This is a genomic window from Paraburkholderia caffeinilytica, from assembly GCF_051027425.1.
Classification (GTDB): domain Bacteria; phylum Pseudomonadota; class Gammaproteobacteria; order Burkholderiales; family Burkholderiaceae; genus Paraburkholderia; species Paraburkholderia caffeinilytica_A.
In genome coordinates this window covers 3,491,931-3,514,275 of the sequence record NZ_CP186553.1, presented here as the reverse complement: position 1 = coordinate 3,514,275, position 22,345 = coordinate 3,491,931, and the positions used below count along the sequence as shown (strand labels likewise).

The following is a 22,345-nucleotide window of genomic DNA, read 5'->3' as shown; positions in this document are numbered from 1 at the left end:
GGCTGTTGCGAGAATCAACTGCGTGGCACGCCGTCCTCTACCAACACGGCGATCGGCAGCGCGCCTAACGCATCGCGGAGATATAACAAGCCACTTTCATCGACCTTGGGCGCCGCCGGACTCAACCAGTCGAATAGCGCGCGATCGGTCAGATCGGCAGGCATTGCGATTGCCGTATCGCCCCATCTGGCCGGATCGATCATCGGTAAATCGCCGTTTTCACCGAGCAGTCCGGCAGCGAGCCGGCTGGCTATCACAACAGCCCATGCATTCCCGTGCCGCCGTGCAAACGCGATTACATTCGACGCATGCGCGCCGCGCACCTCAAGCGGCTGATACGCACTCTGACTCAGCAACTCCGGTAAATGCGCGCGCAACGCCAGCACGCGCTGCACCACCGCGAGCTTCACGCGTCCATCGCGCCAGTTCGGCAAAAACTCCGACGGCGGCGTTTGGGCGAGCCACGACTCACGTTTGGCAAAATCGACAGGCCGGCGATTGTCCGGGTCGACCAGACTGAAGTCCCACAACTCCGTGCCCTGATAAAGATCGGGAATCCCAGGCGACGCCAGCCGTAACACCGTCTGCTGCAAACTATTGAGGGCGCCCGCACGCCCAATCCGTGCCACGAATGCGGACAACTCGTGCAGGAAGCCCTCGCGCCGCTGCGGCGCGAGGATATCGAACAGGAAATCGCGGCAGGCGGCTTCATACGCTTCGTCGGGTGCAAGCCAGTTGGTTTGCAGCTTCGCTTCCCGCAGCGCCTTCAACTGCCATTGCGCGACGCGCCCGGCCAGCTCCTTGACACCCGCTTCGTCGTCCGGCTTTAAATCCGGCGGCCAGCAGCCCACCAGGGTTTGATACAGCATTGCTTCGGCGGCGGGGCCCGGCGCCCAGTCGTAGCTTGTGTCTTTGCTCACACTGCTGATCGGCCTGCCATCGAGCGCACGCCGATGCGGCGCGTTCAATGTCGACCACGCGCGCAATCTCGCGCTCCATTCATCCGCGATTTCGCTCAACACGGCGAGCCGCGCGCGCACGTCTTCGCCACGCTTGTGGTCATGCGTCGCCGTGGCCAGCATCGCGTGAGGAAAGCGCCGCGACCGTTCCAGGTTCGCCGCATGAAACTGCTCGACCGGCAAAGCAAACTCACTCGGGTCCGAGCCGACCTCGTTGCGCGACAGCAGACGTCCATAGCGATAGCACGCGGTATCTTCAATCGCCTTCGCGGCGACCGGCGCTGTCAATTGCGAGAACAGCGTCTGCGCGGTGCGTCGCGAGGAACCTGTATGGCTCGGTGGCGCACCGTTCGAACCCTGTTGCTGCGGTGGCAGATTGCCGCGGGTATTCGGTACTTCTTCGGCACTCCCGCCAAGCCACGCGTTCACTCGATCGAGCACCACGTAATCGGCGCGCGAAAGCGTCTCTCTGGCGCCTGCGAGCGCCTGTTCGAAATACACGTTATCGGCGGCTCCGCGCAGCCCGTTCTGCGGATAGATCCGATACACAGGAAAATGCACAACCAGTTCACTCAGCACACGCCGCAGCGTGGTGAAGGTGAAATCGCGCGTTGTCAGCGAATCGCGGGCAATGCGATGCAACGCGCGCGCCGCGCGGTCCAGTTCCGCCGAGAGATTCTCCGCGAGGATCTTGCGCCGCGCGGCCAAGGCTTCGTCGGCGAAACGCGGACTGCGGCCGGTGAGTTCGGCCCACGTCTGCGCGAGCGGCTCGGCGCCGGCCGGATCGTGCAGCAGCGCGCCCACGTCGTTCATGAAATCGTAGCCGGTCGTGCCGTCCACGGGCCAGTCGTCGCGCAGCGGCTCGTCGCGGCCGAGAATTTTTTCGACGACGACATACGGCGCGGTGTCGCGCAATTCGGTAAGACGCTGCCGCAGACGTTGACAGTATTCACGCGGCTCAGCCAGGCCGTCCACGTGGTCGATCCGCAAACCGTCCACCACGCCTTCCTGATACAGACGAAAAACCAGCGCATGCACGGCCTCGAACACTTCGGGCCGTTCCACCCGCGTGCCGGCCAGCGTCGAGATGTCGAAGAAACGCCGCCAGTTCACTTCGTCAGAAGCCGTGCGCCACCACGCGAGACGGAAGTGCTGCCGCTCGATCAGCCGATGCAAACGGTCGCGCGTCACCGGATCTTCGGGTGAATAGGCTTCCAGCACCAGGTCGATCGCCGAGGCGCCGTTTTGTGCGACGAACTCGCGCAGTATGTCGCGGCCTTCGGCGGCGCGCGGGTGATCGGTGGGCTGCGTCGTCAGGCCCTGGAAGCGTTCGGCCAGTGCGCTGAGATCGGCGCGCTCGGCGCTTTGCAGAATCGACGCATAGTCGATTGGGCACACCGGAAACATATGCGGCCCATAGCCGATGTAAAAGCGCCCACTGTCGGCCGCAAAATGCAGCGCAATCCGGCCTGCCGCAAGTTCGTCGCCATACGGCGCGCCGAGTGTCGGCGCCAGCACCTTGCCGCGCAAGGCCGGATCGGGCGAATGCCAGTCGACGTCGAAATGACGCGCGTACGTACTGTGCCGGCCCCATTCGAGGATGTCGAGCCACCACGCGTTGCTCGAGCCGCCGACGCCCATATGGTTCGGCACCACGTCGACGATCAGCCCCATGTTGTGCGCGTGCAGTTTATCGACGAGGCGTTTCAGGCCCGCCTCGCCGCCGCATTCGGCGTTGACCTGGGTGTAGTCGACGGTGTCGTAGCCGTGCATCGAGCCCGGCTCGGCGGTAGTGATGGGCGAGGCGTACACGTGGCTGATGCCGAGCGCGGCGAAGTAGTCGACATGCTTTGCGGCATCGTCGAAGGTAAAGCCTCGATGGAACTGGAGGCGAAGCGTGGAGCGCGGGACGGTCATGGCGTATCAGGCTCCGAAGAAGTGTTAGCAGGAGAAGCGGGAACGGCTGCGCCACGGCGCACGCGGTCGACGGCCAGCAGGCGGTCGCTGAAAGTGTCGTCCCTGAACAGTTCGTCGATCGGCAAGGTGACACGGCGGCGCCAGTTCGGATGCTCGTCGATCGAGCCGGGCAGATTCGGCTGCTCGACCAGTGCGAGCAGATCTTCGAGCGGGAAGGTGACGAGCGGCCCGGGCGTCGCGGCGACGAAGGCGAGCGCTTCATCCACCGGCGCCTCGTCGGGCGGCGGCGCGGCCACCTCCGATGCGGCGACGCCGGCTTGCTGGAACGCTTGCCATAACAGCGCGCGATCGGCGGCGCGCTCTTCTTGCGCTACTTCTTCCGCGTCGCGGCCATCGGCGCGCGCCAACGTCTGACCGATCCGGTTGCGCCACGTGATGTCGCTGCCGCGCCACCATCCTGCCACGGTCGGCAGATCGTGGGTCGTGGTGGTGCCGACAGCGTTGCGGTCCCACGCCTGCGGTGGCTTGAAACCCCTGCCGCCTTCCGCGCCTTCGAACCACAGCACGCGAATGCCGGCGATGCCGTGCTCGTCGAGCCGCTCGCGAAAACCGGACGGCACGGTGCCGAGATCTTCGCCGATCACAACCGCGCGATGCCGCCACGATTCGAGCGCGATCAGCCGCAGCAGATCTTCGAGCGGATAGCGCAGATAGGCGCCGTTACGCGCGCTCTCGCCCTCGGGCACGAGCCACAGGCGCCGCAAGCCGAGAATGTGATCGATGCGGATGCCGCCCGCATGCGCGAACGCGGCGCGCAGCATGTCGATGAATGCGGAGAAGCCCTGCGTGCGCATTGCGCGTGGCGAGAACGTGGTCAACCCCCACGCCTGTCCGGCCTGGTTGAACAGATCGGGCGGCGCGCCCACTGACACGCCTTGCAGCATGTCGTCGCGGTACGACCATGCATGGCTGCCGGCGCTATCGCATCCAACGGCTAAGTCTGCGATCAGGCCGACGGCCATCCCCGCATCGCTCGCGGCATGCTGTGCGTGTGACAAACCTTTGGCGGCGAGCCATTGCAGAAACAGATGAAAATCGACTTCGTGCCGATGCGCTTCGGCAAAGGCTTCGACTTCCGGGCTGCGCGGATCGCGCAACGCCTCGGGCCAGTTGCGCCAATGGCCGTTGCCGCCCTCTTGTGCCAACTGCACGGCCTGCAGCGCTTCGAAACGCGCGTGATCTTCGAGCGCGCGGCCGGCACGTTCGCAGAAGCCATGAAATTCGAGCGCGCGCGGCGTGTCGTGCGCGCGTTCCTGCGTGCAGAAGTTTTCGTACAGCGCACGCAAAACCTTCAGCTTCAGCACGACCGCGTTCGGCCAGTCGATGAGTGACAGGTTTTCGAGTGTCGACCATGCGTCAACAGCCTGCGCGGCCTCGAGCGCGGCACGCGCGGCGTCGGCACCGAACACCGCGGCGGGATCGATGTGCGTGACATTCAGCCACAAGCGCGACGAGGGCGAATACGGACTGAAGCGATTCGGCTCGGCACTGAACATCGCATGTGTCGGACTCACGGCGAGCGCATGCGCGCCGCGCTTCGCGCTCTCAATCGCCATTTGCGCGAGAGCCGTATAGTCGCCGATGCCGCCATCGCCCGTGCGGCGCAAGCCGTATAACTGCGCGGCAATGCCCCACAGCGGCGGCGTTTGTGCCGTGGCGCCGTCGTGCAGCGTACGCCATGCATCCGCGACGGTATAGCAGCGCGACGGCGCCACGGCCAAGGTCATGCGTTGCTCGTTGATGACCAGCGTGTGATAGCCGGGTTCGTCGATCGGCGTGAGCAGCGCTTCTTCGCCTTTGGGCGCCGTGAAGCGGCCGTCGATGATCGAGCCGCTCTCGAGTTCGATCCGATAGTGACTGCCGGACTTGATCGCTGCGGCAGGCAACGCGATCCCGCGTTCGATTTCCGCGGTCATCAGCGGCGGGAGTTTGCGGCCGGACAGTTCGGCTTCGAGCGCCGCGGCGCTGTGGCGGATTTGCGTGGCATTGCCGCATGGCAGGCCCATTCGGTCGAGCAGCACGGCGAGCGTGTTCTCCGGCACATGCTGCGTCGTATGGTGCGCATCCCGCCACTCGACTTCGAAGCCGGCGCGCGTGGCAAGGGTCACGATCGTATCGTTGGAACGGCGGGTAGCACTCACGCGTGGCGCTCCTGTTGGCCCGCGATGCGAGCATCGTGGCCGATGGCATAGTCGCTGACGTCGCCAGTCAGCCACGCGACGAACGCGTATGACGGCAACACCCTGGCGTCGACCTGCTCGCGCACGCGCGGCGGCGTTTCGAAAATCACTTTGCCGGCAGGCAGATCGGGGAACGCCACGTTCTCCTTCGAGAGATTCAACGCAATCGACAAGGTTTCGCCGTCGCCGAGTTTCCAGCGGGCGACCAGCGCATTGGCGTCCTTGCCGTTTGCGGCGGTGAGCACGGTCGAGCCGCACGCTTTGGCATGTTTCAGGCGCGGCGTGATCAGCTTCGCGCGCACGGCGAGCGCGGATTTATAGAAGTGCATCCAGTCGAGACGGTCTTTTGCGTTGTCGTCCGCGGCGGGGCCTTGAACGGGCTCGGGCGGCGACGATGCCGCAAAGGTCTTCACATCGTTCGGATCGGGAATCTGCGCGCGGCGCTTTTCGTCGCTGAACGCGGAAAAGCGGGCGAATTCGCGGCGCCGCCCCTCGCGCACCGCGTCGGCGAGATCGCCGGTGTAAGCGGTGAAAAACAGAAACGGCTGGGTTGAGCCATATTCCTCCTCCATGAACAGCAGGGGGATTTGCGGTGACAACAGCAGCACACCGGTAGCGGCGCGCAACGCATCGTCCGACGTCAGCTTGCGCAGGCGCTCGCCGAAAGCACGGTTGCCGATCTGATCGTGATTCTGCAAGAACATCACGAACGAGGTAGGCGGCAGATGCCGGCTCGCTTCGCCGCGCGGCGCCCCGTCATGAATCGGCGACGGCTCACCCTGATACGCAAAGCCTTCCGATAGCACGCGTGCAAGGCGGCGGATCGGCTGGTCTTCGTACGCGTGGTAATAGCCTTCCGTCTCACCCGTCAGCAGAACATGCAGCGTGTTGTGCGCGTCGTCGTTCCACTGCGCGTCGAAATGCGTGTCCAGCAGGCTCGCGCTGTTGTGCTCGTTTTCCAGCACCAGATGCACATGCCGCCCGTGCTGCACTTTCGCGCGGATATGGTCGGACAATTCGCGCAGCCATGCATGATTGTCGATGGCGTGAACCGCGTCGAAACGCAAGCCGTCAATGCGATATTCGTTGATCCAGTAGACGGCGTTGTCGATGAAAAAGTCGCTCACTTCGCTGCGGTTGAAATCGATCGCAGGGCCCCAGGGCGTGTGCGTGCCTTCGCGGAAAAACGAGCGGGCGTATTCGTGCAGGTAGTTGCCGTCCGGGCCGAAATGATTGTAGACCACGTCGAGAAACACCATCAGCCCGAGACCGTGCGCGGTGTCGATCAGCGCTTTCAGTTCCTCGGGGCGGCCGTAGGTGGAATCGGGTGCATACGGCAGCACGCCGTCATAACCCCAATTACGCTGGCCGGGAAAGTCGTTCAGCGGCATCAATTCGATGGCCGTCACGCCGAGCGCGGCAAGCGCGGGCAAACGTTTCTGCACGCCCGCATAGCCGCCCATTGCGCCGACGTGCAACTCGTACAACACCGTTTCTTCCCACGGCCGGCCGTGCCAGTTCGTATGTTCCCAGCGGTATGCACGCGGGTCGATCACTTCGCTCGGGCCGTGCACGTCTTGCGGCTGGAAGCGTGACGCAGGATCGGGCACCGCGTGCTTTTCATCGAGCCGGAAGCGATACAGCGTGCCCGCGCCGCTGTCGACGGTTGTTTCGAACCAGCCGTTGCCGGCGGCCGTCATATCGTGCGCGCCCTGGGCCGGTCCATTTTCGATTTCCACCTGTACCGTCTTGCACGAAGGCGCCCAGAAACGGAAGCGGGTGCGCGGCTTCGCGCCCGTAGCGCCCAGCAACTGCGCGCTGAACGGCAGGCAATGCGCGTGATGATGCGCGTGAGGATCAATCGGACTTTCGGACATGATTCATCACCATTCGGTTTTGCTTCGCGCCTACGTGGTCGGCGACGTATCGCTGCCCGGCGGATGCGCTCCCGGATCGGGCGGCAGCGCGGTCAACAGCCGCGGTCCGTGCTGCGCGCCGGCCTTCCAGCCCGCCTGCCAATCCGCTTCGCCGACGGGCTGCGCCGCCAGCATCGCGAGGCTATGCGCGGCCACTTCGACCTCTGAAGCCGCCAGCCGGTGCGGCGCGCTTTCCGGCTCTGCAGTATCCAGCAGCACATGCCATTCCAGGTGCGGTGCGGGTGGCGAAAAACGCAGCGTTTCATCCGACGCGTTGAGCATCATCAACAATACTTCTGTTTCGCCGTTCAAGCCCGGACCCGCGCGCCGCAGCGTGAACGCGCGGCCTTCGGGGTCCTGCCAGGCTTCGATGGTGAGCGGATCGCCGTGTTCATCGAACCAGCCGACATCGAACAACCCCGGCAGCACCTCGCGGTCGCCGAACAGAAAGCGCGTTTCACGCAGCAGCGGATGCTGTTTGCGCAGCGCAATCACGCGCGCGACGAACGCGGTCATCTGGCGGCCGTCGAGCGATTCTGCGTGCTCCCAGTCGAGCCATGATAATTCGTTGTCCTGGCAGTACGCATTGTTGTTACCGTTCTGCGTGCGCAGCGATTCGTCGCCTGCCAGCAACATGGGCGTGCCGAGCGCCATCAGCAGCGTGGCGATCAGCGAACGGGCCACCCGCTTGCGGGTTTCGAGGATGACCGGATCGTCGGTCGGGCCCTCTATGCCCCAATTGCGGCTGCAGTTTTCATTGTGGCCGTCGTTGTTGTCTTCGCTATTGGCCTCGTTGTGCTTGTGCTCGTATGCGGTGACATCGGCGAGTGTAAAACCGTCATGCGACGTGACAAAGTTGACCGATGCCCACGGTTTCCTGAAACGCCGGTTGAACAGATCCGCGGAACCGGTCAGGCGCGCGGCAAGATCGGGGCGCAGGCCCGCGTCGCCGCGCCAGAAGCGGCGCACCGAGTCGCGGAAACGGTCGTTCCATTCGCCGAAGCCCGGCGGATGATTGCCGAGCTGATAACCGCCTGGGCCGATGTCCCATGGTTCGGAAATCAGTTTGCGCTGCGACAGGATCGGGTCCTGGCGCAAGGCGTCGAAGAATCCGGAGCCGGGATCGAAACCATGCTGCTCGCGAGCGAGCGTCACGCCGAGATCGAAACGGAAGCCGTCGATATTGAACTTGGTCGACCAGTAACGCAGTGAATCCATCACCATCTGCAATACGCGCGGATGCGCCAGGTTCACAGTATTGCCGCAGCCGGTGTCGTTGATATGGTGGCGTTCGTCGCCGGGAATCAGGCGGTAGTAGCTCGCGTTGTCGAGGCCACGCCACGAGACGGTCGGTCCCATCTCGTTGCTTTCGCAGGTGTGGTTGTAAACCACGTCGAGAATCACTTCGATGCCGGCCGCATGCAACTGCCGCACGGCAATGCGCATTTCATCGAGCCGGTGTGAACTCAGATACGACGGCTCCGGGGCAAAAAATGCCGCGGTGTTGTAACCCCAGTAGTTGCGCAGGCCGCGCTCCACCAGAAAACGGTCGTTCAGAAACGCATGCACGGGCAGCAATTCGACCGCGGTCACGCCGAGCTTCAGCAAATGGTCGATGAACTCCGGCGAGGCCAGCGCGGCGAACGTGCCGCGTTCGTGCTGGCGCAAATCGGGGCGCAACATCGACGCGCCGCGCACATGCGCTTCATAGATGATAGTTTCGCCCCACGGCACATTCGGGCGCTGGTCGTGCGACCAGTCGAAGGCTTCGTCGATCACCACGCACTTCGGCATGGCGGGCGCCGAGTCGCGCCGGTCGATGGACAGGTCGGCACGATTCGAATGCACGCGATAGCTGAACAGCGCATCTGACCAGCGGAACTGCCCGACCAGTTTGCGGGCATACGGATCGAGCAACAACTTGTGCGGATTGAAGCGATGCCCATGCTGCGGCTGATACGGCCCATGCGCGCGAAAACCGTACGCGGTGCCGGGGTGCGCGTTGGGCAAGTAGCCGTGCCAGACTTCATCGGTGCATTCGGGCAGCGTGAAGCGCCTGATCTCTTTGCGACCGGTGGGATCGAACAGGCAGAGTTCGATTTTCTGCGCATTCGCCGAGAACACCGCAAAGTTGACGCCCAGGCCATCCCAACTGGCACCGAGCGGATAGGGCGAGCCGGGCAGAAGCCGGTCGGGCATTGCGTGCGACATGATTCCCTTTCCTTGTTCTGTTTTATGAACGCTATCGTGGGACTTCATGCAACGAGCGCACGGCTTGGCCGCCGCGCGCTCGCCTTACAACACATCCATCAATCGGCGCGCAAAACGATCGTCGCCAAAGGCGGCAGCGTTAGCGCGGCGGAATGCGGCCAACCGTGGCTCGAGATGTTGTCGGTATGAATCAGCCCGCCGTTGCCCATATTCGAGCCGCCGTACACGCCGGCATCCGTATTCAGCACTTCTGCCCAGCGGCCGCTGCGCGGCATGCCGATCCGATAGCCGACTCGCGGCACGGGCGTCATATTGCACACGACGACGAGTTCGCGGCCCTCGCCGTCGGTGCGGCGCCAGGCGTACACGCTGTTGCCGTTGTCGTCGCCGACTAACCATTGGAAGCCGCCCGGCTCGCTGTCGAGCCGATAGAGCGCAGGTTCCTCGTTGTACAGATGGTTCAGATCGCGCAGGAGCTTCTGCACGCCGTGATGATTGGGATCGTCGAGCAGATGCCAATGCGGCGAGGTGTCGTGATCGAATTCCGCCATCTGGCCGAATTCGCCGCCCATGAACAGCAGTTTTTTGCCCGGATGTGTCCACATGAAACCGAAGTACGCGCGCAGGTTGGCGAACTTCTGCCACCGGTCGCCGGGCATCTTGCCGAGCAGCGAACCTTTGCCATGCACCACCTCGTCGTGCGAAAGCGGCAGCACGAAGCGCTCGGAATACGCGTATACCATCCCGAATGTCATCATGTGATGATGGTATTGGCGGTAGACCGGATCCTCTTCCATGTAGTGCAGCGTGTCGTGCATCCAGCCCATGTTCCACTTGAACTGGAAGCCGAGGCCGCCGTCTTCGAGGCGTGCGGTCACGCCGGGCCATGCGGTCGATTCCTCGGCGATCGTGATTGCGCCAGGCACGCCCGGCACGTAGCCGACTTCATGATTCAACCGTTTCAGAAACGCGATCGATTCGAGATTCTCCCGGCCGCCGTAGATGTTCGGCACCCACTCGCCGGCGGCGCGCGAATAGTCGCGATACAGCATCGAGGCGACCGCATCCACGCGCAGGCCGTCGACGTGATAACGCTTCAACCACGCGAGGCCCGATGCCACCAGGAACGCGCTCACCTCGTTGCGGCCGAGGTTGTAGATCATCGTGTTCCAGTCCTGGTGATAGCCTTCGCGCGGATCGGCGTGCTCGTAGAGCGGCGTGCCGTCGAAGTCGATCAGGCCATGCGCGTCGTTCGGAAAGTGCGCGGGCACCCAGTCGAGAATCACGCCGATGCCGGCTTCGTGCGCCTTGTCGACGAATAGGGCGAACTGCTCGGGTTTGCCGAAGCGCGCCGACGGCGCGAATTGCCCGAGCGGCTGATAGCCCCACGAACCGCCGAACGGATGCTCGGCAATCGGCATGAATTCCACGTGCGTAAAGCCCATGCTTTTCACGTAGGGAATCAGCCGCTCGGCGAGTTCTTCCCACGTGAGGCCGCGCTGACCTTCTTCGGCGACACGCAGCCACGATTCGGCATGCACTTCGTAGATCGAGATCGGCGAGCGCGCAGTTTGTCTGGCGGCGCGCGATTGAATCCAATCCTGATCGGTCCACACGAACTGCTCGATTTCGTCGACGTGCGCGACCACCGACGCGGTGCCCGGCGGCTTTTCCGTTTGCATTGCGCACGGATCGGCCTTGAGCGGCAGCGGATGGCCGTCGCGGGCCAGCAACTCGTATTTGTAGCGTGTGCCCGGGCCGACGCGCGGTACGAACAATTCCCACACGCCCGCCTGATGACGCAGCCGCATCGGATGACGGCGGCCGTCCCACGAATTGAAATCGCCGACTACCGAAACGCGCCGTGCGTTCGGCGCCCATACGGCAAAGCGTACGCCCGGTACGCCGTTCACCTCCATCGGGCGCGAGCCGAGGCATTCGAGTACCGCATATGGGTCGCCGCCGGCGAGACGCCCCAACGGTTCGTCGCCGAGAACGGGGCCGAACGAGTACGTGTCCTCGATTTCCTGCACCGTACCGTGCCAGTCGATGCGCAAGCGATAGGGCGCCGCTGACGTGACGCGGCCGGCAAACAGCCCGGGCCTGAGTTGTTCGAGTTCGCCGAGCGTCGAGCCATCCGCGCGGGAAATGACGGTGACATGCGAGGCGTTCGGCAACAGCGCACGCACCACCGGACCCGCGTTCGTTCGATGCAGACCGAGCTGCGAAAAAGGATCGGGGTGACGCGCTTCAACGAGCGCGTCGATATCGAGCGGTTGGAGGCCTGCGGCCGGGTCTTGCTCACTCATAATCGCCCTCGGCCGGATTAGGCGGTGCGGCGGCGCCTGGCGCCTGGGTTGATGAATCGTGGCTCGGCGGCGTGCCGGTGTCGCCCAGCAAACGGCTGGTGAGCGCGGCGAGGCCACGCACCGGCAAACTGAGCCACGTCGGGCGGTTAGCCGCTTCGTAACGGATTTCGTAGGCGGCTTTCTCGATCAGGAACAGATCCAGCAGGGCCTGCTCGGCCTCGGGGGCAACCAGTGGCATTGGTGAGGCAGCAACGGCGGCGCGGTACTCGGTCAGGAACGTTTCGGTGGCGTGCGCGCGGAAACGGTCGAACAACACGCGCTTGCGATCGGCGGTTTGCTGCGGCGCGCTTTCCATCGTGGATTGCGCCGCCGCGCTCGCATACGACAACGACCGCATCAAACCGGCCACGTCGCGCAACGGGCTCGATTTCTGACGGCGTTCCTCGAGCGTGCGCGCGGGCTCGCCTTCGAAATCGATCAGATACGCGTCGCCTTGCGCGACCAGCACCTGGCCCAGATGGAAGTCGCCGTGAATGCGCGTACGCAGTGCGGCCGCTTCTTCCGATACCAGTTTGCTGACGGTATCGACCAGTGCGGCGCGGCGGTCGATCAGGCTTTGCGCCAATGCCTTGGTGTCCGGATCGCTCATCTGCTCGATACGTGGCGCGAGCAGATCGAGCGCGCTGGCGAGCATGGACTGCGTACCGTCGACCCACGCCTTCACCTGGTCGGCATTCGCGGGCTCGGGCGCGAACGCAGGGTCGTCGGAGGGCGATGCGAGCGCCACGTGCAATTCGCCCAGCCGCCTGCCGATGATGCCGGCCAACTCGCTGTAGCCTTCCACGAGAATCGCCTCGTTGTCGCGATCGGGCGATGGCGCTTCCGAATCGACGGCAATGGCGAGCTCGTCCACCGAGCGGCGCAGATAGTCGAGCGACCAGTTCCATGCGTCGCCCTGATTGTCGATATAGCCTTGCAGGATAGCGAGCGTATGCGGCACGCCTTCGGGATCGACGCGCACCACTTCGCCGTATAGCGGTGCGGTGTTCGCGTAGCCGAGCTGGGTCAGATAGCGGCTGATTTCCGCTTCCGGATGAATGCCGTTCACCAGACGCCGCACCAGTTTCAGCACTGCGGCATCGGCGATGATCAACGAGCTGTTGCTTTGCTCGGCTGCGAGCCAGCGGATCTCGGGCCGCTCACCGAGATCGTCGAGTTCGACGAAACGGTCGCTTGGAATGAACTTGATCTCGCTCTTCTGCACAGTCGGTACGACCGCGCGTTCGCGCAGCTTGCGCAGCACACCGTGGGCGAAGATCGGCAGTGAGAATGCGTCCGTCAGATGGCCGACGTTGCGGCCGCGGCGCACGCGCGCGAGCGCCAGTTGCATGAACAGCGGCGTAGTGGTCTCGCCGCCCCACGTGATCGCGATCGGCACGACGTAGCGTTCCGTGTGATCGCCCACGTCGGCTTCGATTTCGGTGAAGGCGAAGCCGCCGTTGGGAATCGTGGTCAACGCGGCGAGGCGTACCGCATGCATCTTCTGATCCTTCGATGCAAACCAGCGGCGCCGGCTCAGCCATGACGGCAGCACTTCGGATTCGAGCAGGCGCACGTTCTCCGGTGTCGGGCCGACCTGGCCTTCGCGGATCACGATCGTGACGAACTCCGGCAGCGGTTCGGAATGCGCTTGCGCCCACGTCGGACGCTGCCCGCTATCGCACAGCATGAACCACAGGAAACCGTACGGCGGGAAGGTCAGCAGATAAGTGAGCTGGCCGATTGCCGGGAATACGGAGTCGGCAGTCATTTCGATCGGCACCGCGCCGTTGAACTCGGACAGATCGAGTTCGACCGCCTGCGGTGCGCGCGACAGATTCGCCACGCACAGGATCGGCGGCTCGTCCGGCATTTCGCGCAGGTACGCGAGGATCTTGCGGTTTTCCGGCTTCAGGAAACGGATGGTGCCGCGTCCGAAGGTTTGTTTCGCACGACGCGTGGAGAGCATGCGCCGGGTCCAGTTCAGCAGCGAATGCGGATCGCGGCTTTGCGCTTCGACGTTGACGGCGTCGAAGCCATACAACGAACCCATCACCGGCGGCAGCACCAGTTGTTCGGGATCGGCGCGCGAGAACCCGCCGTTGCGATCCGACGACCATTGCATCGGTGTGCGCACGCCGTCGCGATCGCCGAGGTGGATGTTGTCGCCCATGCCGAGTTCGTCGCCGTAATAGATCACGGGCGTGCCGGGCATCGACAGCAGCAGCGAATTGATCAGTTCGATGCGGCGGCGGTCGCGTTCCATCAGTGGCGCGAGGCGGCGGCGAATGCCGAGATTCAGCCGGGCGCGGCGATCGCTCGCGTAGGTGTTCCACAGATAATCGCGCTCGGAATCCGTGACCATTTCGAGCGTCAGTTCATCGTGATTGCGCAGGAAAATCGCCCACTGGTTCGTTTCGGCGAGGTCCGGCGTTTGCCGCATGATGTCGGTGATCGGGAAGCGATCTTCGCTCGCGATCGACATATAGATGCGCGGCATCAGCGGGAAGTGGAACGCCATGTGGCATTCGTCTTCGTCGCCGAAATATTCCTTCACGTCTTCCGGCCACTGGTTCGCTTCGGCGAGCAGCATGCGGTTGGGATACTCGGCGTCGATGGTCGCGCGGATCTTCTTCAGCACCGCGTGCGTTTCCGGCAGATTCTCGTTGTTGGTGCCTTCACGTTCGACCAGATACGGCACCGCGTCGAGCCGCAGCCCGTCGATGCCCATGTCGAGCCAGAAGCGCATCACCTGCAGCACTTCCTTCAGTACGGCCGGATTGTCGAAGTTCAGATCGGGCTGATGCGAATAGAAGCGGTGCCAGTAGTAAGCGCCCGCGACCGGATCATGGGTCCAGTTCGACGGCTCCGAATCGATAAAGATGATCCGCGTTTCCGTGTACTTCTGATCGGTATCGGACCACACATAGTAGTTGCGATGATTCGAGCCGGGCTTGGCGCGGCGGGCGCGCTGAAACCACGGATGCTGGTCCGACGTATGGTTGATCACCAGCTCCGTAATCACGCGGATGCCGCGTGCGTGCGCTTCCTGAATGAAGCGTCTCACGTCGGCAAGCTGGCCGTAATCGGGATGCACGTTGCGATAATCGGCGATGTCGTAGCCGTCGTCGCGACGCGGCGAGGGATAGAACGGCAGCAGCCAGATCGCATTCACACCGAGCTCGGCGATGTAATCGAGCTTCGCGATCAGACCGGGAAAATCGCCTACGCCGTCGTTATTCGCGTCGAAGAACGACTTGATGTGCACCTGATAAATGATCGCGTCTTTGTACCAGAGCGGATCGTCGCTCAAGGCTGCTGGTTTGCCGCGCCGATGCGAGCGTGCTTTGACCGCGCTGCCGGTGGCCGCGCCCGTAGGGGCCTGCGACGTGCTTTGGGCTGGATCGTCACGCTTCATGTCGCACCTTCCGTAGGGGTTGGGTCGCCAGCGTCGTCTGCGTGATAGCCGCTGTCGGCATCATCCGGGTGGTCGGCGGGCAAGCCGCCGAGCGGCGCGATGCGCCAGATCGAAAACGGTTGGCCCGAACCGAGCCGAATGTGCTGCCAGCGGCCGTGCCATTCGAAGCGCGCACCGGTCATCTGATCGGTTACTTCCAGCGCGCCATGGTCGTGCAGATTCCAGTGGTTGAAAGTGTCCCACGACAATTCGATATCCGCGCCCTGTTCGTTGAACGGATCGAGATTGATCGCCACCAGGATCACGTTGTCGCGTGCTTCGGTCGCTTTTTCGAAGAACAGGATGTGGTCGTTGTGCGCAGTGAGGAAGGTGAGGCCGAGATGTGTTTGCAGCGCCGGGTTGGCGCGGCGAATCCGGTTCAACGCAGTGATCTCGCCGACGATGTTGCCGGGCCGGTTCCAGTCCCACGCGCGCAGTTGATACTTTTCGGAGTCGAGATATTCCTCGCTGTTCGGCAGCGCGGCGGCCTCGCACAATTCGAATCCGCTATACACGCCCCACAAACCGGCGAACGTGGAGGCCAACGCGGCCCGGATCAGAAAGCCCGAGCGCCCTGACGACTGCAAATGCCGCGGATTGATGTCCGGCGTATTGACGAAGAAATTCGGCCGGTAAAAATCACGCGCGCTGGTTTGCGTGAGTTCGCTCATGTACTCGATGAAATCGCGCTTCGACTCGCGCCACGTGAAATACGTGTACGACTGCGAGAAGCCGATCTTGCCGAGCCGGTTCATCATGCGCGGCCGCGTGAAGGCTTCGGCGAGGAAGATCGTGTCGGGATAGCGCGCACGCACGTCGCCGATCACCCATTCCCAGAACGGCAGCGGCTTGGTGTGTGGATTGTCCACACGGAAAATGTGCACACCCGCTTCGATCCAGAACAGGAATACGTCGCGCAACGCGAGCCACAAATCGGGTTTGGCGTCGTGCGCATAGAAGTCGGGATTGACGATGTCCTGATACTTCTTCGGCGGGTTTTCGGCGTAACGCAGCGTGCCGTCGGGCCGCCAGGCGAACCACGTCGGATGCTCCTTCAGCCACGGGTGATCCGGCGAGCACTGGATCGCGAAGTCGAGTGCGATTTCGAGGCCGTGCGCGTGCGCGGCGGCCAGCATCTGCTTGAAGTCGTCGAGTGTGCCGAGTTCGGGATGCACGGCGGTGTGGCCGCCTTCGACCCCGCCGATTGCATACGGACTGCCTACGTCCCCAGGTTCGGCGTTCAGCGTGTTGTTGCGGCCTTTGCGGTTCGCTATGCCGATTGGGTGAATCGGCGGGAAGTACAGCACATCGAAACCCATCTCGCGGATGCGCGGCAGTTTCGTGACGACGTCGGCGAAAGTGCCGTGACGCGATTCGTCGTCGCTCATCGAACGCGGGAAGATTTCGTACCAGCTTGCGAAGCTCGCAGCGGTCCGGTCGGCGTCGATCTTGTAGACGATCGGATCGCGGCTCAGGAACGGGCGGTGGCGCGCGGCGACCATCGCCTTCGCGGTGGCGGGCTCCAGCAGCAGCGCGAGTTTGGCCTCGGGGTTGGCCTTGGTGAAGAGCTTGACGATATGGTTGAGCGGTGCGGTCACCGCGCCTTCTGTGGTTTCGACTTCGGCGAGCACGAGGGCGAACAGATGCGCGGCTTCGTCGAGTTCGAGTTCGACGGTTTGTCCCGCTTTCAGCTTCTTCTGGATATGCTCGACTAGCGAAGCAAAGTCGTCGCGCCATGCGATGACCGTGAATTCGTGACGGCCGAGGCGCTCCAGCGGAATGCGCGCTTTCCAGATATCGAGGCCGGCCGGCTGTGCGGGGCTCATCGGTGCTTCGTGCCAGGCGGTTTCGTCGGCGGCGCGCCAGATTACGGCGGCGGCGATCTTGTCGTGACCTTCGGCGAAGATCGCGGCGGTGATTTCGGCGCGTTCGCCTACCGTGCGCTTGGCGGGGAAGCGCCCGTTATCGACCGAGGGCGTCACGCTCTCGATCGCCACGCGCGGCGCGCTGATCGCGTCGAGCACGGTCTTGTGGCCGCTGCGCTTGCTGTTCGCCTTGTCGAGCGGCGGCGCGAGACAGATCGGTTTATCGGCGACCGCACGGAACAGGCGCACTGCGCCGGGGGCGAGTGTGAACGGCGCCAATGCGGCGGGCTCGATATTTCCCGGAGCGCCTGGAGCGCCCGGAGCGTCGAGCGAAACGAAGCGGGTGAAGTTGCCCGGTATGCCTGTGAGGAAGCGGGCTGGGTCGATGCGGAGCGGTGCACCGAGTTCGGGATTGATGGCGATCAGGACCGCTTCATCGGCGTTGCGCAGGTCGGGTGTGGCGGCGCGCAGCAGGACCGCTGCGGGCGCGCCAGGACCGCTGAGCGGGCGCAATTCGCCGTTGGCGTGCAGCGTCTTGGTGGTGCGTACCACCTCGTTCGCGTGGCTGATCCGTTCCGAGAGATCGAATCGTTTCGCCTGGCAGGCGAGGGCGAACTGCGCGGCGTCGCCGCGGGTCTGCGACATCGGCTCGGCGATGCCGTATTCGAAGCCCATCGGCATCATCCAGCCGGTGCCGGTCGAGGCCGACGCGAACAGTGCGCGCTGGTAAGCACGCTCGACTATAGCGGCGTCGTGCGCGTCGCCGAGATCGGCGGCGAGGCGGGTGCCGTAAGGCGCCTCGGGAAAAGCGATGGGGGCGGCGATGCGGGCGAGCACGGCGTGTTCTTCCGCCATCCAGCTGGCGCGGAAGTCCCACCAGCGTATCGACGAGAACACGCTGTCGAAGCCCGCGCCTTCGAGGCCGGGCAGATCGCTACGCGCGAGACCGGGCGTAGCGGCGAGAAAACGCACTTCAGGATGCTTCGCGCGGACCGCGTCGCCGAGTTGCCGCCAGACCGCGGCCGGCACGCGATGCGGTGAATCGAAGCGGAAGCCGCCGACCCCCGCGTCGGCCAGCGCGAGCAGTTGCTGTGTCCACCAGCCGGCTAGCGCGGCGCTGCTGTTGGCGTCGTTGAAATTGGCATACGCGACGTTGTCCTCGCGATGCACATGGCGCGGATCGAGCCGCGCCTCGTCAGATTCGAATGAGTGGAACCAGCCGGCATGTTCGGCGTACAGCGCGCCATCGGCGGCCATCCGGTCGATCACCAGATCGACCAGCAAGGTCATGCCGTTCTTGCGGGCGGCGAGCGCGAGCGTACGGATCGCCTCCGTGGCCGGTTGCCGGGTCTCGAACACGGGATGCAGCCGGCCGTGGTTGCCGACCACCTGTCCGTGACCCGCCCGCCCCGGCTCGAAGATGCCGCCGATCAGCGCATGATCGAAACCCAGTCCGGCTGCGTGAGCGAACTGTGCGGGCCATGCATCGAGCGGCCCGACGAGAAGTGAATGAAAAAAGTAGATCCGTGGCGCGTACCCGTTTGGAGATTCCATCGGTCTTTTCCAGATTCGTCCTGCTGCGGTGTGGATGCAATTGACATGCGATCACAGCGCTCATTGGGCTTCCAGAGCCGGATACCGCGCGATGCGTGAAGCGAGGGCGCGTACTGGTCAATGTAGTGCAAAGATCGTCACGCCGCTGGCCAGTAGCGGGTGCTTTGACGCCAGGCATCGATTGCACGAGGTCGGCCAGAACTACTCGCAAGACGCAGCAAACGTTGTGCCAGTGTGCTCTGGATCGAAGCGAAGGGGTGGGGAAGCGCGCCCGAGGGGTGGCGCGACGGCCTGCCGGAAGCGGCGCGGGGCGCTGTGGCGGACGGTGCGCGTGTAAAACGTGCGGTCGTCGTCCGGGTTTTACACGACGTGCCGCGAGGCGGGCGCCGGGGCCGCAAAAGGCGAAGCGGCGGCCGGCGGGGCAAACGTTGTGAGAGAAAAAATTTTCAGTGAAAAACGGCGGATCAGGAGCCGACCAGGCCCGCTGCGATGTTCACGCACAAGCCGAGCACGGCGACGTTGAAATAGAACGACAGAATCGATTGCGCCAGCGCCGCGCGGCGAATCGTGCGGGAGCGCAGCACCACGTCCGAGGTTTGCGAGGCCACGGCAATGGTGAACGAGAAGTACATGAAGTCCCAGTAGTTCGGTTCGAGCTTGCGGTCGGGAAACAGCAGGGCGGTCTCCGTTGTATCGGGATCGTAGTAAAGCCGCGCGTAGTGCATGGTGAAAATGGTCGGGATCAGGAACCATGCACCGAACATCGTCAGGCCGGTCAGCAGGTAGTGCCAGGCAGTCGAGCTGCCGGCCGTGCCCTTCGCCGAGGCCAGTTCGAGCACGATCGCGGCAATGCTGGCGACCGTCGCGACACAGATCACCAGCAGCACGACGCCCGCATTTTCATCGTCGCGCCGTGCGAATTCCCGGACGCGGCCTTCGTCGGCGGCGGCCATATGCACCCAGATCAGCACGAGATAGCTCCACACGGCTGCGTCCCAACCGGCCAGCACGCGCACCATGGGACGCGTATGTTCAGGTACGGCCAGCGCGGCCACGAGGCCGATGGCGAGGCCGATCAGCATGCGGGGTCGATTGCGGAGAACCTGCGGATAATATTTTGTGAGCATGAGGTCAAGAGTTGAGGCCTGTCTGTGTCGCGGATTCTACTCGCGCTTCGGGCACCGTTTGTCGAATGGGTGAATCACAGGCTATAGTCTTTCGCAACGGCCTTGCGCGCCGCTTTCAGTTGAAAGGCGATTGGCAGGTGGCACGTTTTAGCCACACGCGCCGCGCAGTGAAGTTGTTTCACAAGGCTGTCATCGGCACAACATAATGCGGCTCGCGTTGGCATCGCGCGGCCATACAAGATCGCTTAAGCGGCGCCAGACCAGATTTTGGGGTAGAGAACGACGCAACGCGTGAACGGCATCACGCCACGGCCGCGTTGCTCGTTGAGAATGACTCACGATCGACTCACCATCTGGAGCCCCCATGACAGATGTTCCTGAGAAAGAAGATGCGCACCACGAAGTGACGCACTCGACCAGGTTTTCGTCACCAGTTTCGTCCTCGCGGCTTTCTTCGCCGAGGTCCTCGCAGTCACCTTCGTTGCACGTCTCGCGTTCATTTCCGTTCTCGGCCTCGCGCAGAACATGGGTGCTGGGCGCATGCGCCACGGCTGTCGCGCTCGCGTTTGCCGGCGCGGGCCGCTCGCTCTCGTGGATTGCCCCGGCGTTCGCTGATACGCCCGCAGGCGGCGGACTCGATGCCTTCCTTGCACTCTCGCAGCGTCTCACCGGCCACACGGGCTTTGACGCCGTGCTCGGCAAGCGGGTCTATGAGGCTCTCGCCAGATCCGACAGTCAGTTCTCCCAGAACGTCGCCGCACTCAACACGTGGCTGCAAGGCCATGGCGGCGTGCCGTCCGATACCGTCACGCAGGCCTTGCAGGTGGACCAGCCGGCGCTCGCGAAATCCGTGAGCGCGATCATGCGGGCGTGGTATCTCGGTCTCGTGGGCGACATGCCGCATGTGGACGTGGTTGCTTATGAAAAGGCGCTGATGTTCGAGCCCGTCAAGGACGTGCTGACGATTCCATCTTATTGCCGCGACGTGCCGTTCTACTGGACGCAGAAACCGGTGGTCGCCTGAACGAACGACGTGCCTCTCGCGCGTGCCTTGTCGCCGTATCGTCTGATTGAGTAGTTCGACGAAACGCCGGTACGCGAAATCAGCAAGCAACGATAAGCCAGAAGAGGGCAGCAATGGCAAACTCAAATTCCGCCGACATCGTCGTGGTCGGGTCGGGCGTGGCAGGCGGACTGGTCGCGCATCAGATGGCGCTGGCCGGCGCGTCGGTGATTCTGCTCGAAGCCGGGCCGCGCATTCCACGCTGGCAGATCGTCGAGAACTTCCGCAACTCGCCGGCCAAGTCCGACTTCGCAACACCCTATCCGTCCACGCCGTACGCGCCGCATCCCGAGTACGCACCCGCTAACAATTACCTGATCCAGAAGGGCGACTATCCCTACAACTCGCAGTATGTGCGGCTGGTCGGCGGCACGACGTGGCACTGGGCCGCCGCGGCGTGGCGGCTGTTGCCGTCGGACTTCCAGTTGCACAAGCTGTATGGCGTGGGACGCGATTGGCCTTATCCCTATGAAACGCTGGAGCCCTGGTATTCAGCGGCGGAAATGCAATTGGGCGTTTCCGGTCCGGACAGCACGATCGATCTCGGTTCGCCGCGCTCCAAACCGTACCCGATGAGCGCGTTGCCGCTGTCGTACATGGATCAGCGCTTTAGCGACGTGCTCAACGCGCAAGGCTTCAAGGTCGTGCCCGAACCGGTGGCGCGTAACAGCCGTCCGTACGATGCGCGGCCCACCTGCTGCGGCAACAACAACTGCATGCCGATCTGCCCGATTGCCGCGATGTACAACGGCGTGGTGCATGCGGAAAAGGCCGAGCAGGCCGGCGCAAAACTGATTCCCCAGGCGGTCGTGTACCGTGTCGAAGCGGACAACAAAGGGCTCATCACCGCAGTCCATTACAAGGATCCGAACGGCAACAGCACACGCGTAACCGGCAAGCTGTTCGTGCTCGCCGCGAACGGTATCGAAACGCCGAAGCTGATGCTGATGTCGACCACCGACAAATTCCCGCATGGCATCGGCAACAGTTCCGACCAGGTGGGCCGTAACCTGATGGATCATCCGGGCACGGGTGTCACCTTCCTCGCGAACGAACCGCTGTGGCCTGGACGCGGGCCGATGGAGATGACCTCGATCGTCAACTTCCGCGACGGCGCATTCCGCTCCGATTACGCGGCGAAAAAGCTGCATCTGTCGAATGGCGTGCCGACCATGAGCGTGACCGCCGACCTGTTGAAGAAAGGCCTCACCGGCGCCGAACTCGACCGCCAGATTCGCGACCGCGCGGCACGCACGTTGAACATCAACAGTTTTCACGAGCATCTCGCGGAGCCGCAGAACCGCGTGGTGCCCTCGGCGGATCACAAGGATGCGCTCGGCATTCCGCAGCCCGAGATCTACTACTCGATCAACGACTACGTGAAGAAGAGCGCGGCGAACACGCATGAACTGTATGCGCAGATCGCCTCGCTGTTCGGCGGCGCCGAGGTCTCGTTCGACGATACGTTCGCGCCGAACAATCACATCATGGGTACCACGATCATGGGCAGCGATCCTGGGGATTCGGTCGTCGATGCGGACTGCCGCACACACGATCACTCGAATCTGTTTATCGCCAGCAGCGGTGTGATGCCGACTGCCGCCTCCGTGAATTGCACGCTGACGATCGCGGCCTTGTCGCTGAAACTGGCCGACAAGCTCAAGCGTGAAATCTGAGCCCTGAACGGA

The 22,345-nt window shown here is 63.5% G+C and carries 10 protein-coding genes; 2 read left to right on the top strand and 8 right to left on the bottom strand.

Features of this window, described 5'->3' with window-relative positions; genetic code table 11:
- Nucleotides 1–14: 14 nt before the first annotated feature.
- From treY to ACOSV0_RS36035, 8 genes are all read right to left on the bottom strand, one after another.
- Nucleotides 15–2,876: a malto-oligosyltrehalose synthase gene (gene treY, locus ACOSV0_RS36070; RefSeq protein WP_434112762.1), complete on the bottom strand. Its 2,862-nt coding sequence runs from the start codon at nt 2,874–2,876 to the stop codon at nt 15–17.
- The gene (malQ, locus tag ACOSV0_RS36065) at nt 2,873–5,077 is read right to left on the bottom strand and encodes a 4-alpha-glucanotransferase (protein WP_434112760.1); all 2,205 of its coding nucleotides are present in this window, start codon (nt 5,075–5,077) and stop codon (nt 2,873–2,875) included. The genes treY and malQ overlap by 4 nt, the downstream gene beginning before the upstream one ends.
- Nucleotides 5,074–6,993 carry a malto-oligosyltrehalose trehalohydrolase gene (treZ, locus tag ACOSV0_RS36060; protein ID WP_434112758.1) on the bottom strand — a complete coding sequence of 640 codons (1,920 nt, stop codon included), beginning with the start codon at nt 6,991–6,993 and terminating at the stop codon, nt 5,074–5,076. Before treZ ends, malQ begins: the two co-directional genes overlap by 4 nt.
- 30 nt (nt 6,994–7,023) lie before the next feature.
- Nucleotides 7,024–9,243: a glycogen debranching protein GlgX gene (gene glgX / locus ACOSV0_RS36055; RefSeq protein ID WP_434112757.1), complete on the bottom strand. Its 2,220-nt coding sequence runs from the start codon at nt 9,241–9,243 to the stop codon at nt 7,024–7,026.
- A 98-nt stretch (nt 9,244–9,341) separates the two neighbouring features.
- A complete protein-coding gene (gene glgB, locus ACOSV0_RS36050; RefSeq protein ID WP_434112756.1) occupies nt 9,342–11,552 on the bottom strand; it encodes a 1,4-alpha-glucan branching protein GlgB in 2,211 nt (736 codons plus the stop codon).
- A complete protein-coding gene (gene treS / locus ACOSV0_RS36045; protein ID WP_434112754.1) occupies nt 11,545–15,009 on the bottom strand; it encodes a maltose alpha-D-glucosyltransferase in 3,465 nt (1,154 codons plus the stop codon). The genes glgB and treS overlap by 8 nt, the downstream gene beginning before the upstream one ends.
- On the bottom strand, nt 15,006–18,467 hold the full coding sequence (locus tag ACOSV0_RS36040; RefSeq protein ID WP_434112752.1) for a maltotransferase domain-containing protein: 3,462 nt from the start codon (nt 18,465–18,467) through the stop codon (nt 15,006–15,008). Before ACOSV0_RS36040 ends, treS begins: the two co-directional genes overlap by 4 nt.
- 464 nt (nt 18,468–18,931) lie before the next feature.
- A complete protein-coding gene (locus ACOSV0_RS36035) occupies nt 18,932–19,594 on the bottom strand; it encodes a DUF1345 domain-containing protein (protein ID WP_434112751.1) in 663 nt (220 codons plus the stop codon).
- 364 nt (nt 19,595–19,958) lie between these two features.
- Between ACOSV0_RS36035 and ACOSV0_RS36030 the strand changes: the two genes are divergently transcribed.
- Both ACOSV0_RS36030 and ACOSV0_RS36025 read left to right on the top strand, forming a co-directional pair.
- Complete coding sequence (locus ACOSV0_RS36030; RefSeq protein WP_434112750.1) at nt 19,959–20,618, top strand: sugar dehydrogenase complex small subunit; 660 nt, start codon at nt 19,959–19,961, stop codon at nt 20,616–20,618.
- 113 nt (nt 20,619–20,731) lie between these two features.
- Nucleotides 20,732–22,333 carry a GMC family oxidoreductase gene (locus ACOSV0_RS36025; RefSeq protein ID WP_434112749.1) on the top strand — a complete coding sequence of 534 codons (1,602 nt, stop codon included), beginning with the start codon at nt 20,732–20,734 and terminating at the stop codon, nt 22,331–22,333.
- Nucleotides 22,334–22,345: the final 12 nt, after the last annotated feature.

Bases quoted from the DNA above. Each gene is read 5' to 3' on its own strand.
- treY (WP_434112762.1), bottom strand. From the start codon at position 2,876: ATGACCGTCCCGCGCTCCACGCTTCGCCTCCAGTTCCATCGAGGCTTT.
- ACOSV0_RS36030 (WP_434112750.1), top strand. From the start codon at position 19,959: ATGACAGATGTTCCTGAGAAAGAAGATGCGCACCACGAAGTGACGCAC.
- ACOSV0_RS36025 (WP_434112749.1), top strand. From the start codon at position 20,732: ATGGCAAACTCAAATTCCGCCGACATCGTCGTGGTCGGGTCGGGCGTG.
- treZ (WP_434112758.1), bottom strand. From the start codon at position 6,993: ATGTCCGAAAGTCCGATTGATCCTCACGCGCATCATCACGCGCATTGC.
- treS (WP_434112754.1), bottom strand. From the start codon at position 15,009: ATGAAGCGTGACGATCCAGCCCAAAGCACGTCGCAGGCCCCTACGGGC.
- ACOSV0_RS36040 (WP_434112752.1), bottom strand. From the start codon at position 18,467: ATGGAATCTCCAAACGGGTACGCGCCACGGATCTACTTTTTTCATTCA.
- glgX (WP_434112757.1), bottom strand. From the start codon at position 9,243: ATGTCGCACGCAATGCCCGACCGGCTTCTGCCCGGCTCGCCCTATCCG.
- glgB (WP_434112756.1), bottom strand. From the start codon at position 11,552: ATGAGTGAGCAAGACCCGGCCGCAGGCCTCCAACCGCTCGATATCGAC.
- ACOSV0_RS36035 (WP_434112751.1), bottom strand. From the start codon at position 19,594: ATGCTCACAAAATATTATCCGCAGGTTCTCCGCAATCGACCCCGCATG.